This is a genomic window from Vibrio sp. Isolate34, from assembly GCF_022397915.1.
GTDB lineage: Bacteria > Pseudomonadota > Gammaproteobacteria > Enterobacterales > Vibrionaceae > Vibrio.
Map to the genome: position 1 here is coordinate 304,361 of NZ_JAKEUO010000001.1, position 13,269 is coordinate 317,629.

16 protein-coding genes are annotated in these 13,269 nt (G+C 44.7%); 5 read left to right on the plus strand and 11 right to left on the minus strand.

The features are described 5' to 3' along the window. Nucleotides 1–28 precede the first annotated feature (28 nt). From flgG to L1D22_RS01395, 8 genes are all read right to left on the minus strand, one after another. Nucleotides 29–817 carry a flagellar basal-body rod protein FlgG gene (gene flgG, locus L1D22_RS01360; protein WP_004739713.1) on the minus strand — a complete coding sequence of 263 codons (789 nt, stop codon included), beginning with the start codon at nt 815–817 and terminating at the stop codon, nt 29–31. A gap of 21 nt (nt 818–838) precedes the next feature. After that, nucleotides 839–1,588, minus strand: coding sequence for a flagellar basal-body rod protein FlgF (flgF, locus tag L1D22_RS01365; RefSeq protein ID WP_017056855.1), 750 nt, complete (start codon nt 1,586–1,588; stop codon nt 839–841). Nucleotides 1,589–1,839: 251 nt separating this feature from the next. Continuing rightward, nucleotides 1,840–3,144, minus strand: coding sequence for a flagellar hook protein FlgE (flgE, locus tag L1D22_RS01370; protein WP_176681820.1), 1,305 nt, complete (start codon nt 3,142–3,144; stop codon nt 1,840–1,842). A gap of 49 nt (nt 3,145–3,193) precedes the next feature. Continuing rightward, nucleotides 3,194–3,907, minus strand: coding sequence for a flagellar hook assembly protein FlgD (gene flgD, locus L1D22_RS01375; protein ID WP_010439286.1), 714 nt, complete (start codon nt 3,905–3,907; stop codon nt 3,194–3,196). Between the two features lie 17 nt (nt 3,908–3,924). After that, nucleotides 3,925–4,338, minus strand: a complete 414-nt coding sequence (flgC, locus tag L1D22_RS01380; protein WP_017631739.1) for a flagellar basal body rod protein FlgC — start codon at nt 4,336–4,338, stop codon at nt 3,925–3,927. A gap of 4 nt (nt 4,339–4,342) precedes the next feature. After that, the gene (gene flgB / locus L1D22_RS01385) at nt 4,343–4,738 is read right to left on the minus strand and encodes a flagellar basal body rod protein FlgB (RefSeq protein ID WP_004736175.1); all 396 of its coding nucleotides are present in this window, start codon (nt 4,736–4,738) and stop codon (nt 4,343–4,345) included. A gap of 255 nt (nt 4,739–4,993) precedes the next feature. Continuing rightward, nucleotides 4,994–5,821 (minus strand): protein-glutamate O-methyltransferase, encoded by an 828-nt coding sequence (locus tag L1D22_RS01390; protein ID WP_017631740.1) that lies wholly within the window; start codon nt 5,819–5,821, stop codon nt 4,994–4,996. An 11-nt stretch (nt 5,822–5,832) separates the two neighbouring features. Beyond that, on the minus strand, nt 5,833–6,759 hold the full coding sequence (locus L1D22_RS01395; protein WP_017631741.1) for a chemotaxis protein CheV: 927 nt from the start codon (nt 6,757–6,759) through the stop codon (nt 5,833–5,835). A 77-nt stretch (nt 6,760–6,836) separates the two neighbouring features. Between L1D22_RS01395 and flgA the strand changes: the two genes are divergently transcribed. From flgA to flgN, 3 genes are all read left to right on the plus strand, one after another. Then, on the plus strand, nt 6,837–7,583 hold the full coding sequence (flgA, locus tag L1D22_RS01400) for a flagellar basal body P-ring formation chaperone FlgA (protein WP_026084342.1): 747 nt from the start codon (nt 6,837–6,839) through the stop codon (nt 7,581–7,583). Between the two features lie 178 nt (nt 7,584–7,761). Beyond that, on the plus strand, nt 7,762–8,079 hold the full coding sequence (gene flgM, locus L1D22_RS01405; protein ID WP_017631743.1) for a flagellar biosynthesis anti-sigma factor FlgM: 318 nt from the start codon (nt 7,762–7,764) through the stop codon (nt 8,077–8,079). Between the two features lie 66 nt (nt 8,080–8,145). After that, on the plus strand, nt 8,146–8,571 hold the full coding sequence (flgN, locus tag L1D22_RS01410) for a flagellar export chaperone FlgN (protein WP_017062264.1): 426 nt from the start codon (nt 8,146–8,148) through the stop codon (nt 8,569–8,571). 259 nt (nt 8,572–8,830) lie between these two features. Here the strand turns inward: flgN and flgP are convergent, their stop codons facing one another. Together flgP and L1D22_RS01420 are read right to left on the minus strand one after the other, a co-directional pair. After that, complete coding sequence (gene flgP / locus L1D22_RS01415; protein ID WP_016791311.1) at nt 8,831–9,262, minus strand: flagellar assembly lipoprotein FlgP; 432 nt, start codon at nt 9,260–9,262, stop codon at nt 8,831–8,833. 9 nt (nt 9,263–9,271) lie between these two features. Then, a complete protein-coding gene (locus tag L1D22_RS01420; protein WP_017064137.1) occupies nt 9,272–9,907 on the minus strand; it encodes a FlgO family outer membrane protein in 636 nt (211 codons plus the stop codon). 192 nt (nt 9,908–10,099) lie between these two features. Here L1D22_RS01420 and L1D22_RS01425 point away from each other — a divergent pair, with 192 nt between their 5' ends. After that, entirely contained in the window at nt 10,100–11,233 is a 1,134-nt protein-coding gene (locus L1D22_RS01425) for a flagellar assembly protein FlgT (protein WP_239828461.1), read from the plus strand. 139 nt (nt 11,234–11,372) lie between these two features. Continuing rightward, nucleotides 11,373–11,879 (plus strand): Fe3+-citrate ABC transporter substrate-binding protein, encoded by a 507-nt coding sequence (locus L1D22_RS01430; protein WP_239828462.1) that lies wholly within the window; start codon nt 11,373–11,375, stop codon nt 11,877–11,879. A 126-nt stretch (nt 11,880–12,005) separates the two neighbouring features. Here L1D22_RS01430 and L1D22_RS01435 read toward each other — a convergent pair whose 3' ends face one another. Then, complete coding sequence (locus tag L1D22_RS01435; RefSeq protein ID WP_239828463.1) at nt 12,006–13,247, minus strand: NAD(P)/FAD-dependent oxidoreductase; 1,242 nt, start codon at nt 13,245–13,247, stop codon at nt 12,006–12,008. Between the last annotated feature and the right edge of the window lie 22 nt (nt 13,248–13,269).

The window sequence follows — 13,269 nt, forward strand, 5'->3', positions numbered from 1 at the left end:
GCGAAACAAGTAAGCGGCAAATAACCAATTACAGCTGCTGGTTAACAAAGCTCATCATCTTGTCTACCGACGAGATAACTTTCGAGTTCATTTCATAAACACGTTGAGCTTCGATCATATTCACTAGCTCTTCGGTTACGTTTACGTTCGATGTTTCTAGCATCGACTGGCGGATGTTACCTAGGCCATCAAAACCCGGAACACCTTCTTGTGGGTCACCACTTGCACCTGTCGGCAAGTAAAGGTTTTGACCGACTGGCTCTAAACCGCCTGGGTTTACGAAGTCTGTAATTGTGATTTGACCTACGACTACGTTGTTTTGCTCACCACGAAGACGAACCGACACTTCACCGTCGTTACCAACCGTTACCGAGATCGCATCTTCTGGGATAACGATTTCAGGTTGCAAAGGGTAACCTTGACCCGATGTTACGATTGCGCCATCACCGTTCAGTGTGAACTGACCATTACGGCTGTAACCTGTTTCACCGTCTGGCATCTCAACTTGGAAGAAGCCGTCGCCTTCAATCATCATATCTAGGCTGTTCGACGTTGTTTGTGCGTTACCGTGCGTGTGAACCTTTTGAGTAGCCACTACTTTAGAACCGGCACCCAACATCAAACCACTTGGCAGCTCAGTGTTCTGAGACGATTGTCCCCCCGGCTGGTTGATATTCTGATAGAACAGGTCTTCAAATACCGCGCGGCTCTTTTTAAAACCAATGGTCGAGGCATTGGCAAGGTTGTTCGAAATCGTTGAGATATTGGTTTGTTGGGCGTCTAAACCTGTTTTACTTACCCATAATGCTGGATGCATAGCAATTTCCTTTAAATTCTATTAGCTCATACGAAGCAGTGAATCAGACGACTTGTCCATTTCCTCTGCTGTGCTCATCATCTTGACCTGCATTTCAAACTGACGTTGTAAGTCAATTAGGCTGGTCATTTCACCTACGGCATTTACGTTACTGCCTTCGATAGCACCTTTTAGCAACGTTACCGCTGCATCTGCTTCGTATGCCTGATCTGGGTTTTTCGAACGGAATAGACCATTCGTATCTTTAAACAAACTTTGGTTGTCTGGACGTACAAGCTTAATACGATCAACCACGGCCAATTCTTCAGCTGGAGCGCCTTGAGGAATAACTGAGATCGTACCGTCTGTACCAATTTCTACTTTACTGATTGGGATTGGCAGTGTGATTGGTGCGTCGTTTTCACCGAGCACTAAGTGACCACTTGCGTTGGTTAGTAAACCGTTTTGGTCAACCCTTAGGTTACCGTTACGTGTTAAACCTTCACGGCCAGTATTGTCCATCACTGAAATCCAACCATCACCTTGAATGGTGACATCTAGATCTCGGCCAGTAGTAACCACACTACCCTGAGCGAAATTATGACCCGGACGCTCTGTCATGCTGAAAACACGAGTAGGCATGCCTTCGCCATACGCTTGCATTGAACGTGCCTGTGCTAAATCAGCACGGAAACCCGTTGTACTTACGTTGGCAAGGTTGTTTGCACGTAGCTGCAAAGCTTGCATATTTTGCTTAGCGCCACTCATGGCAAGAAACAGTGCGCGATCCATAATTTTGCTCCAAAAATCATCTTCTGGGGCTAATAAAGCAAACACTGTGCCAATATTTTTAACTGTTATTTATCAATAATTTAAATAGAAAACGAACAAGAAAGGGGATCATCAAAGGATCATTCAGGAAGAATTGTTGCCAGTGGCATTACCGTGCGGCAATAGGGGCGGCAAATAAGAAGACAAACAACAATACCCAATTCAATAACATTGAATTGGGTATTCGCAGATGATTCAAACGCTTTAAACGATTAACGAATCTGAAGAATATTCTGTTGTAGCTGGTTGTGTACTTCTAGAGAACGCGAGTTCGCTTGGAAGTTACGTTGAGCAGAAATCAAATCAACCAGTTCTTGAGTCATATCGATGTTCGACTGCTCTAGAGAGCCGTTGTTGATGCTACCAAATGAACCTTTGTTCGATTCACCCCAGATTTTGTCACCAGAGTCGTTAGTAGAATCCCATTGAGTGCCGCCTTTCTTATCTAGACCTTGCTCATTTGGTACACGAACCAAGCCTACACGGCCAAGCATCACGTTTTCACCATTTGAGTAAGTACCTAGAACACTGCCGTACTCATCGAAATCGATTTTGGTTAAGAAACCTGTTGTCGCGCCATCTTCATCAAACTTAGTCAATTCAAACGGAGCAGCAAACTGAGTTGAAGAATCTAGACCAAACTTAAGCACTTGTGTTGGATCTGCACCGTTCAAATCAATTGGGTTCGCGCCAGCACCTAGTGGTTCCGAGTTAATCGGCTGACCATTGTTCAGGCTCGCTAACGTACCGTCATTGTTGAACTTCATTGTGTGACCAACATGACCTTGTGCATTCGTCGCATCACCACCAGTGATGTTGATTGGCTTTTCGCCATTCTCATCTGACATGGTGTAGTACGTTTGCCAAGTGTTTGGTTGAGTCTGATCTTTGAGGTAGTAAGTCGTTAACTTGTAAGACTGACCCATAGAATCGTATACCGTCGAAGACGTTGCACGGTTATAAGTATCAGCATCTTGGTAGTTAAATGCAGCCGGGTCTTTAAGATCACCGTTTGCAGGCAGGTTAACCCCTACTTCAATGTTTTCTGTCTGTTTTGGCTTACCAAACTCAGCAGGAATGTCGAGAGGCTTTGGCGCGTAAGAAAGAACTTCACCCGAGTTAGGATCAACATCGTAACCTAAAAGAAACTCATCGTTAGCGGTAACCATGTAGTTATCTTTGTTTAGGTGAAATGCACCATTACGCGTTAGTTCATTAATCTCTGGCACCATGCGATCTTTCGATACCGCAAAGAAACCTGTACCACTGACACGTAAGTCCATTGGGTTGTTTGTATAAATACTCGAACCTTCGTGGAACTGCTGCGCTACTTGGCTAGCTTGCGCACCGCCACCAGCAGTCGTTTTTGCGTTAGTGAACAACGAGCTTGAGTAAACATCACCGAACTCAGCACGAGACTCTTTAAAGCCAAATGTGTTTGCGTTCGCAATGTTGTTACTGGTTGTATTCAGGTCTAATTGTGCAGCGGATAGGCCGCTTAAAGCTACATATGACATTCCAATATTCTCCTAATCTATCTAGCTAGCATAGTCACTCAATAAAGAGCTACGCTTTACCAACTTCTAGTACTTCAGCAAGTCGTACTGGCGATGTGAAACCAGCCAGATTGAGTAGTACGTTGCCATCACCCTTACCAAGAAGCACACTGTTCACGTTCGCATAACTGGAAACTTGGAACTCTGTGTTCTCGCCATCCAGTAAACCCGACGCTTTCACGTTGTATTTACCGGCCGGCAATGGGTTACCGTCTTCGTCTTTTCCGTCCCATTCAACACGTGTGTCACCAGAAGGTTTAGAACCGATATCAAATGTGCGAACTAATTGGCCAACTTCGTTCTCAACACGGACCATTACATTGTCCATTGCCTGAGGAAGCTTAACCATTGCCGCCATACCTCCATCACCGGGTTTCACACCTGCCGCACCAGGAACCAATACATCACGGCCAACCAAAGAAGAGGCCTGCAGTGCTTGGTTAGAGGTCATTGATGAATTCAAGCTTTCAAACTGTGTATTCATTTTGCCAATGCCATCTACGGTCGCAAATGAAGCCATTTGCGCAATCATCTGGTCGTTGCTAACCGGCTTGAAAGGGTCTTGTTGTGCTAATTGCTTAGTCAACAAAGATAAGAAATCTTCTTGTTTAAGATCCTGCTTACCTGTTGTTTCGTCGGGCTTCTTAGCGCCATCTTGAAGACTCTTCAGCTGGTCAACATAGGACAAGCCGCTTTGACCAACATTGTTGTTGATTCCAGCCATGTGCTACCTCCTTATCCTTATTGACCCATCTGCAGCGTACGCAGCAGCATTTGTTTACTCGAGTCAGCAACCTGTACGTTCGTTTGGTACGCACGTGATGCCGAAATCATGTTTGCCATCTCTTCCATAACGTTTACGTTCGGCTTGTAGATGTAGCCTTCGTTGTTCGCTAATGGGTGATCCGGGTTGTACTCCGCGCTTAGCGGCTTATCGCTTTCAACAATACCTAATACTTTCACAGGCACAGTGTGGTCACTGTTGCGTGCTCGATTTAACTCAGCGCCGAACACTGCGTGGCGAGCTTTGTAAGTTTCTTCAGCAGAACTACTTACACTGTCCGCGTTCGCAAGGTTGCTCGAGGTCGTATTTAGACGAACAGATTCAGCACTCATCGCAGAACCAGTCACATTGAATACATTAAATAAGCTCATCTAATTATTCCCCTTTAATCGCTTTAGTTAAATTCTTGAACTTGCTTCCTAGGAAGTCGAGAGAGGCTTGATGCCTGATTTGGTTTTGCATGAAAAGGTTTCTTTCCAAATCCAAATCAACCGTGTTGCCATCTCCTGTATCAGGTTGTGTAGGAATTCGATACTTCGTTTCCCCGTTCACCGTTGTTGAGGCAGAAATGTGCCGACCATCTGTGCGGCTAAGACCAATGCTTGCCCCAGAACTTGCCGCTTGCAGCGATTTCTTAAAGTCTAATCCCTTTGCCTTATACCCAGGCGTGTTTGCTTGCGCGATATTGGTGGAAAGCACCTCAGCGTTACGCTCACGTACACCAACTGTGTGTTGGTGAATGCCTAAAGCATTGTCAAAAGAAATAGCCATGTAAACCTCAACTCAAGAACTGACTGTTATGAAATAACCAAAGCAATATATATACCAACTTTTAAAATAAAGCGGGCTATCAATACTTTTACAGGTTACTCGTGGGTAAACTTGCAATATACAAGCCAAAAAATAGAGTAAATTGGAATGTCACTCTGACTTAAAGATATAGGTTAAGCAGGAAAAAGAAAACCCAGCACTTGGCTGGGTTTTGAAGTTAGACAGTAACGCCGCACCTGATTCTGGTGCTAACCATTACTTTAATTTGTAGATGATGCCTGGATTACAGCGAACCATTTCAAAACGATCCGTTAAGCCTGTTAGTGATTCCGACGCACCCAATAACAGGTAACCACCAGGGTTGAGGCTGTTGGCCATCTGGTTAAGTACCTTTGACTTCATATCAGGTGAGAAGTAAATCAGCACGTTACGACAAAAAATGATGTCGAACTTGCCTAACAGTGCATAGCTGTCCATCAAGTTTTGAGGACGGAAGTTCACCATGCGCTTCACGTTGTCTTTCACTTTCATACGACCATCGCCCGCATCTTCAAAGAAGGTACGACGACGCTCTGGAGAAAGTCCGCGTCCCAATGCAAGGTTGTCGTACGCGCCCGTGCGGCACATATCCAACATACTTGCTGAGATGTCAGTTGCGGTAATCGATACATTTGGCAGCATACCCGGCTTACGAGCTTGAGTCTCAAGCACCGTCATTGCCATTGAGTACGGTTCTTGGCCTGAAGAGCTTGCCGCAGACCAAATCTTAATAGGACGTTTATTTGCCGCTATTTCCGGTAGAAGTTTATCCGCAAGCACAGCAAACGGGTAAGTATCTCGGAACCAAAGTGTCTCGTTCGTCGTCATAGCATCCACTGCTGCCACTCTCAACTCACGGTTTCGACCTGTCACTACATCTCTCAGCAAATCAGATAACGACGCTACATTGAACTTCGTTACTAATGGGCTTAGACGGCTGCGCACTAAGTACTGTTTGCTGTCACCTAATACAATGCCACATTGAGATTCTAAGAAACGGCTGAAATCGCGATACTCTTGATCACTTATTGTTATAGCAGTCATTAATGTCTCTTTTAGTTAGTTAACGCAGCTTTAACCGCTGCACCAAGCTCATCAGGGTTGAATTTCGCGATGAAGGAGTTAGCCCCTACGCGCTCAACCATGGCTTGGTTAAATACACCACTCAATGATGAGTGTAAAATTACGTATAAATCTTTCAATTCTGCGTGACGACGAATCTCAGCAGTCAGCGTGTATCCATCCATTTCTGGCATTTCGATATCTGAAATCACCAATGAAATCTGATCGTAAATACTGCCCTCGGCTGACATCTGCATCAGCTTCTCGTAGGCTTCTTTACCATCTTTCACTGAGATAACTTCAAAACCAATCGACTCGATAGCACGTTGAACCTGCTTACGAGCAACCGTCGAATCATCAGCAATCAAGATACGGCGAACCAATTCTTTCTCTTGTTCTACTTCTGCGATTTCTTCAGCAATTTTGCTGTCCATTGTTTCATCAACAGGTGAAATCTCAGCAAGAATCTTTTCAACATCCAGAATTTCGACTAATTCATTATCAATGTTGGTTACCGCTGTCAGGTAGTTGGCTTTACCTGCGCCATCTGGCGGCGGAAGAATCGATTCCCAGTGCATGTTAATAATGCGCTCAACTGAACTTACCAAGAAACCTTGAATGGTTCGGTTAAACTCAGAGATAACCACAAAACACTTTTCAACATCCGTTGTAGGACGGCCACCAATCGCTAAGCTCAAATCAATCACAGAGATCGTTTGGCCACGAATGTGTGCGACACCTTTAACCAGTGGGTTCAAGTTTGGCATCTTCGTCAGCTTAGGGCATTGAAGCACTTCTTTTACTTTAAAAACATTAATGCCGTAACGCTGACGCCCCATTAGGCGAAAGGTTAGTAATTCTAATCGGTTTTGACCGACGAGTTGCGTACGCTGATTCACCGAATCAAGAATACCCGTCATGAGCTCATCTCCATATCAAACTTTTTTGTATAAAAAGTGTTAGTCTACTGCAGGCTACGAACCACCAGAGAAACGGAATGACGTATTATAAAACAAATTTGCCACCTCTTTCCATAGCAATGTGTAGAGCTACTTTTAAAACTGTCGCTAAGTTTATCGGCATTTTATCAATATTGTTTAGTTTTTTTGTGCAAGCTGCGACCCCAGAACAAATTGAGATGATTCAGTCTGCGGCGGAGCAACACATCCTTGATACGGTAGAACAGCCACGAGGCGGCGAACTCTTTGTTAATTCAGCAAATGTTGACTCAAGAATCAAAGCGACAGACTGCCCAATCCCTCTCGAGACAAGTGCCTCAACCACCACAAATACCCGCAGCAGTATTACGGTTTTAGTGCAATGTGTTCCTGATGAGTGGCGAGTTTATGTGCCGGTACGCCTTTCGATGTCGGTGCCGCTTGTGACGACAACCAGAGCACTCGCGAGAGGCGAAATTGTTGGTCAATACGATGTGACCACCGCGATGATTTCTCTTAACAAGTTTCGTCGTCAAGGTTTCACCGCTCCAGAGCAAGTCGTCGGTGCCAAGGTTAAAAAGAACCTAAGACCGGGTGACGTTGTCGAAAGAGGTGATATTTGTGTCGTATGTCGAAACGAGAAGGTTATCATACAGGCGGTAAAAGGTGGCATGACCATTACCACCAAAGGCACTGCACTTACCGATGGCTCGATGGGCGATCAAGTAAGAGTGAAAAATGATAAATCACAGCGTATAATTGAAGGAATTGTTACCAGCATGTCTGAAGTCACGGTTTACTTTTAACTCTTTACTTCTAAATTGACGGTATCGTTAGTAATTTTACTCTCAACTCTAGCGCTGAAAATCACAGCAGCAGTGTTTGGTCCCTTTTCGACTATTGAGCTAAAAATTGCTAAAGTATTCGAACCCTTGGTCGATATTGACTGTACAGGTTCCCATTTTTGAAGAAAAAGGCTTAACTATGGCAGGCATTGATAATATTCGTTCAGGGCAAACCCTAACGACCACCAACCGATCAGCAGTACGCTCTGATTCTAGCTCTGAGGCATCTCGTTCTGATGTATCAACTAAATCACCAGCAAGCAAAGATGCGGTTTCTCTAAGCCAACAAGGCAAAGCGATTGGTCAACTCCATCAAGACATGGCAGCACAGCCAAGCTTTGATTCTGTGAAAGTAGCAGCGATCAAAGAAGCAATTGCGAACGGTTCATACACGGTTGATCCAGAAAAACTGGCTGACAACATGATCAAGTTCGAAAACGAATTAAAAGGTCTTTAAGCCAACACTCACTTTTGATTGAAGTGATTGTCTTAAAGCATACGAGGTTATGAATAGGTTTACGTTATGGCGGCACTAGCAGATTTAGTTAATTTTCAACTTCAAAATGCCAAAGCCTTATCTGAATTATTAAGTTCAGAGAAAACCGCGATCACGAGCCGACAATCCAATGATATTGAGCGAATCGCCAAAGAAAAAGTGGTTCTTGTCGAACAGCTAAGATCAACCGATCAACGCATCGCGACCCATACCAATATCTCAGAACTGACCGAGAATCCTGAACTTGCTCAGTTAGTCACAAAGATCCAGTCGATAGTGCACGATTGCCAACAAGCGAACCTTGTTAATGGCGAAGCCTTGAATCGAGCACACCTTAGCTTCAAAAAACTCAGCAATATGATGCAGCAAAGCCACGGTAAAATTGGCATGACCTACAATGCCGGTGGTCAAACGCATACTATTTCCACGCTGGGAACCAACGTAAAAGCCTAGTTAAGTTAACTCTTCCTCTTCAGTAATACCCCTTGTTAGCCGTTTACCTGCATCTGTATCTCAGACTATTCCTGTCGCTATGTATCTATCAAAACTCCTGATCAGCCTTTGAACGCCCTGACAAAATCGATAAACAAAAAAGCGGCAAGTATTTTCATACTTGCCGCTTTCTCATTGATATGAGTTATTAGTTGCCGATACGCCATCTGGAAAGCGAGTGACAGCCAATATCACTGAATATTCAATTCAAACACCGAAACTAGAACAGTGTTTGTTGTCTCTTCTCAGGTACAGCCTGAACTTCACCGTAGTTACGGAGCTGATCCATCTTACGGATGTCTAACTGAAGCTCGGTCACGTAGCTATCACCCACAGGGTAACTGCGCACCACTTCTGCGCCACGGATAACACCATCAACCGCACCTGACGTACGCTCTGTACCAAGCCGTTGATCTTCAAGTTCTGCTCGACCGCTTACTCGCATGCCGTAAACCTGTTCAGCAAGCTCACGATAAGCATCGATCTTAGAGGCTCTCATCGCGCGGATACGTCTCTCTTCGTCGTTACGACCTTTCTGCTCACTGATACTCGCATAGCCAACAGCCACTAAGAAATCATCAGGTCTCATGCTCTGCAATGGCTGACAGCCAACAAGCAATAAAGCGGCAACAACAAACATTAACTTCTTCATCTCGAACTCCTAAGGGCGAAGAATAACAGTATAAGGCTGACTGATCGTTGGATCGGAACGAATGATCACGCCATCTTGAGTTCGAATACTGTTGAGAGTATCTAGGTCACGGCCAATACGGTCTGCAGGTAAGAAGCCTTGTGCCGTCGCCACTACAATTCGAGTTTGCATGCCAACAACGCGAGCATTTACTAGTACACCGCCTTCTTGGCGAAGCATGGTGCCTGTCAGTACATACTGTACGTCTTGCTCTTGAGCTAAGTCTTTCCAATCGCGGCTCAACGCAAAGTCACCTTGGTGAGTCACTTGGATAGAGCCAGTAGTTTTAAAATCAACCACCTTGAAGCCACGACGCTGAAACTGATGAATGAAGCCTTCTGATACCGAGTTGCCTAGCCAGTTCGTTGTGTCCATGTGCTGCAGGTCCACAAACGAAGTAATTGCTATTGGCGTTCTCGCTGAAATACTTGTATTCGAAATGATCAAATCTTCAGTCATACTTTCCACAAAAAAATCCATGGTATGACGAGGGCTGTCCATCAACATAAACTGACTGCCTGAATATTCAGACTTGCCGTTATAGATCGGCGAATAAGCGCATGATGTCAGTAACATGACACTCATTACTACGAGCCATTTTTTCATTCTCTAATCTCCAGATAGTTTTAGTGCCACCTGTTCCAATATGTTCTCACCATTATTCTTTTCAATGGATTACAATGTTGGAACAGTCTTTGCTTTTCATTAATGGTTCAGATTAAGAAAAACGCACTTAAGTCAGCTTCAAGCTTATAGTTATTTGTTAAGCAATATTTATACCCAACTGGTAACGAATAGATGAAAAAAATAATTTCTTACTTATTTTCAATAAGTTCACTGATAACCATAAGCTTCAGTGCTCATGCCTCTTGGTATGAGGTTACCGGTACAGCAGCCATCGTATCGTCAGAGGAAACGGCAAGGGTCCATGCTCTGGAAGACGCGGTATATAAAGCGATCCAGTTTTCAGGAGCCGACATTGGTAGCATTGCCAACCTCACGCCCTACCTCGACGCAAACAAAAAAGAGTTTCAATTTACCAATCATGAAGTGCGCTACATCTTGGTAGAAAAAGAGAAAAAACGCAGTGGCAATATAATGATCACCGCAAGGATCGATATCTATCCTTCGGCAAATGCTTGCCATGAGAGCCAATATAAGAAGACATTTTTGGTCGGCAACATCGATGTGGCATCGCCTCAACAAGCTGTAATGGGCAGAATCTATAACATCGGTGATGATTTTGGTCATGTCGTAGATCGACAGCTGGCGCAAGAGTCTCGCAGCTTTGTTTCCGTTGGCACGACCAATTACGACATCGACAAACGTCGACCTGAAGTGATCAAGATGATCGCCCAAGACACTGGCGCACAATACATCATTGGTGGCGACATTACCGATTTAACCGCGACCATCGAGTCCAAACTGTTGAAAGACGACATCATCAATCGCCAGTTTGCGTTAGAGATGCAAGTCTTCGATGGTAAAACAGGACATCAGGTTTACAACCGTAGCTATCGTGAAGTGGCAAAGTGGCCATTTGCTAAGACCAGTGAAGTCGACACCCGCAGTGCCCGTTTCTGGGCATCAACCTACGGCAGCATGATGCTGCGTGTTAGCCGTAATATTATGTTGGACTTAGAATCGGAAGTGTCATGTAAGATCACCCTTCCAGAGGTTGCGGCGGTCTACGGCAATACAGTGACCATTGATTTAGGCCGAATGCATGGGGTTCAGCAAGGTGACAAGCTGCAGTTGTGGCACACAGGTTCGTTTATCGACCAACGCGGTTTGCCACGCAACAAGGTTTCTCAAAGTGATATCACCCTAACGGTTTCTCGCGTTTACGAAAACGAAGCGGAACTCACGATTGATCAGCCAAGCCTTGCGGGAAGCATTCAAATTGGTGATGTGATGCAGAAAATCATGTAGTTAGAGACACGCTCGTCTCAGAGTTTCTAATAAAGCCTTAGCACTTTTGTTAAGGCTTTATTTTTTTCATGGTGATTAGTTTCGGTTTTAACGTATTTGTCGTAACCTTATTAATAACATAATCATCACTTAGCAAACTATGAGTCAGAATAATCTAATTGGTGCTACCGGTTACCGCTTTATCTCGAAAGGTAAAACCGCTTTTAAGATCCACATCCATACTCCCGAAGATACGGTGCTGCATCGGTCGGTCGGTTTTGTTCGTATGGGTGAAGGCAAAGCACTAAAGAAAACCATTAAATTAAGAGATGAACTGGGCAGACAGCTTTGGGGTAAATTTTGGCCCAAAGTCCTCAAAGAGCCCTACCTAATGACGCGCCTGCCTCATAGTTTAGAACCCAAAATTGTATTCAAGCCAAATCCAACTCAGAGTGATCCTGAGCACCGCGACGAGTGCTACATCGCTAAGTGGCGCGTCTTCTCTGAGAATGGTGATTACAAATACAAAACTAAGGTGTGCTCAATCAGAAAGCACGGTCGACTTGCCGCGTATAGCCAAACCAAACGCGCACTGCTTGATGCTCACAAAGATGTGATTGATTTGCTCGTTTTTATGGGACGATTGAACAGCATCGACCTAAAGTAGCTTTCACTCGATTGAATTGAATTCCCATACTTTCAGATACAAAAACAGCCGCAATTGCGGCTGTTTTTACTTTTAGGCTAGTTAACTTAGCGCTTTAGCATGTTGTCCATACGCTAAATCGACTACCTAGCTTCGGCATATCTCAGCCAGTGTCGCCAATCGGCGCTTAGACTCTTTCACATAAGGGTTGGCTTGATCCCATGCGTAACCCGCCAGAATTGAGCACACCATCTGCTTAATCTTCGGGTTTGGATCTTGATAGAAAATCACATCTTGCAAGGTACCTGAGTACCATCCTTCAACATACGTTCTAAAGGTGTTTACGCCAACCATCAACGGATCGGCATAATCGCGCTCCCAATCAACCTTCTCACCGTTAAGCTGCTTTTCCACACACTCAACCGCAAATTGAGCCGACTTCATCGCAATCGTCACGCCCGATGAGAACACAGGATCAAGGAACTCACCCGCATTACCAAGCAATGCGTATTTGTCTGTCGCAAGATGCTTCACGTTAGCTGAATAACCACCGATTTCACCTGCAGGATTTGGGTACTCAGCGTTGGCCAGTATTTCAGCCAAACCCGGCTCTTCCATTGCCAATTGCTTAATCGCGGCAATCTTGTCTTGTGGGTAAGATTCAAAGAACTTAGGCTCCCCGACTACACCAAACGAAGACACTCCGTTACTAAACGGGATCAACCAATACCAAACGTCAGGATTGGTCGGGTGCACCGAGATCAGAATTTTGTTTCGATCATATTCAAGGTCGCTCTCCGTCGCAGAAATATGGTCGTTAATGTGCGTAAAAATAGCTTTGCGTGGAGGAAGCGATGATGGCTCTTCCAAATCAAGCATCTTAGGCAGCACGCGACCAAAACCACTGCCGTCCAGCACATACTGAGCCTCTAGCTGATAGCGTTCTCCATCAAGCACTTGTACGTCTAAAATGGTGCTGTCTTCAGTGAAGTTAATGCCCATCAACTCATGTTGATAATCAATGGCAACACCTTGTGCCTCGGCAGTGTCTGCTAACACCTTATCAAAGTCGCCGCGCTGAACCTGAAACGTGGTTCCTGGCCCAGTAGAGAACTTATCTTCAAAATTAAACGCGGTGTACACGCCATTTTTGCGAAAGGCAGCGCCATCTTTGTATTGGAAGTTAGCGTTGATTACTGCGTCAGTCATCCCAGCCTGTTCAATCACTTCCATACAAGCGGGTAATAGGCTTTCACCAATAGAAAAGCGCGGGAAAACGCTCTTTTCAATCATTCGAACATCGATGCCTTTTATATGAAGCAAAGACGCAGCAATAGACCCTGATGGTCCAGCGCCGATGATCACAACTTGAGTTGACAGTTTTTTCATTAATTTAAGCCATGTTTGTTAT

What these genes read in the sequence shown, in the direction of transcription:
- flgG (WP_004739713.1), bottom strand. Translation starts at nt 817, where the DNA reads ATGCATCCAGCATTATGGGTAAGTAAAACAGGTTTAGACGCCCAACAA.
- flgF (WP_017056855.1), bottom strand. Translation starts at nt 1,588, where the DNA reads ATGGATCGCGCACTGTTTCTTGCCATGAGTGGCGCTAAGCAAAATATG.
- flgE (WP_176681820.1), bottom strand. Translation starts at nt 3,144, where the DNA reads ATGTCATATGTAGCTTTAAGCGGCCTATCCGCTGCACAATTAGACCTG.
- flgD (WP_010439286.1), bottom strand. Translation starts at nt 3,907, where the DNA reads ATGGCTGGAATCAACAACAATGTTGGTCAAAGCGGCTTGTCCTATGTT.
- flgC (WP_017631739.1), bottom strand. Translation starts at nt 4,338, where the DNA reads ATGAGCTTATTTAATGTATTCAATGTGACTGGTTCTGCGATGAGTGCT.
- flgB (WP_004736175.1), bottom strand. Translation starts at nt 4,738, where the DNA reads ATGGCTATTTCTTTTGACAATGCTTTAGGCATTCACCAACACACAGTT.
- L1D22_RS01390 (WP_017631740.1), bottom strand. Translation starts at nt 5,821, where the DNA reads ATGACTGCTATAACAATAAGTGATCAAGAGTATCGCGATTTCAGCCGT.
- L1D22_RS01395 (WP_017631741.1), bottom strand. Translation starts at nt 6,759, where the DNA reads ATGACGGGTATTCTTGATTCGGTGAATCAGCGTACGCAACTCGTCGGT.
- flgA (WP_026084342.1), top strand. Translation starts at nt 6,837, where the DNA reads ATGACGTATTATAAAACAAATTTGCCACCTCTTTCCATAGCAATGTGT.
- flgM (WP_017631743.1), top strand. Translation starts at nt 7,762, where the DNA reads ATGGCAGGCATTGATAATATTCGTTCAGGGCAAACCCTAACGACCACC.
- flgN (WP_017062264.1), top strand. Translation starts at nt 8,146, where the DNA reads ATGGCGGCACTAGCAGATTTAGTTAATTTTCAACTTCAAAATGCCAAA.
- flgP (WP_016791311.1), bottom strand. Translation starts at nt 9,262, where the DNA reads ATGAAGAAGTTAATGTTTGTTGTTGCCGCTTTATTGCTTGTTGGCTGT.
- L1D22_RS01420 (WP_017064137.1), bottom strand. Translation starts at nt 9,907, where the DNA reads ATGAAAAAATGGCTCGTAGTAATGAGTGTCATGTTACTGACATCATGC.
- L1D22_RS01425 (WP_239828461.1), top strand. Translation starts at nt 10,100, where the DNA reads ATGAAAAAAATAATTTCTTACTTATTTTCAATAAGTTCACTGATAACC.
- L1D22_RS01430 (WP_239828462.1), top strand. Translation starts at nt 11,373, where the DNA reads ATGAGTCAGAATAATCTAATTGGTGCTACCGGTTACCGCTTTATCTCG.
- L1D22_RS01435 (WP_239828463.1), bottom strand. Translation starts at nt 13,247, where the DNA reads ATGAAAAAACTGTCAACTCAAGTTGTGATCATCGGCGCTGGACCATCA.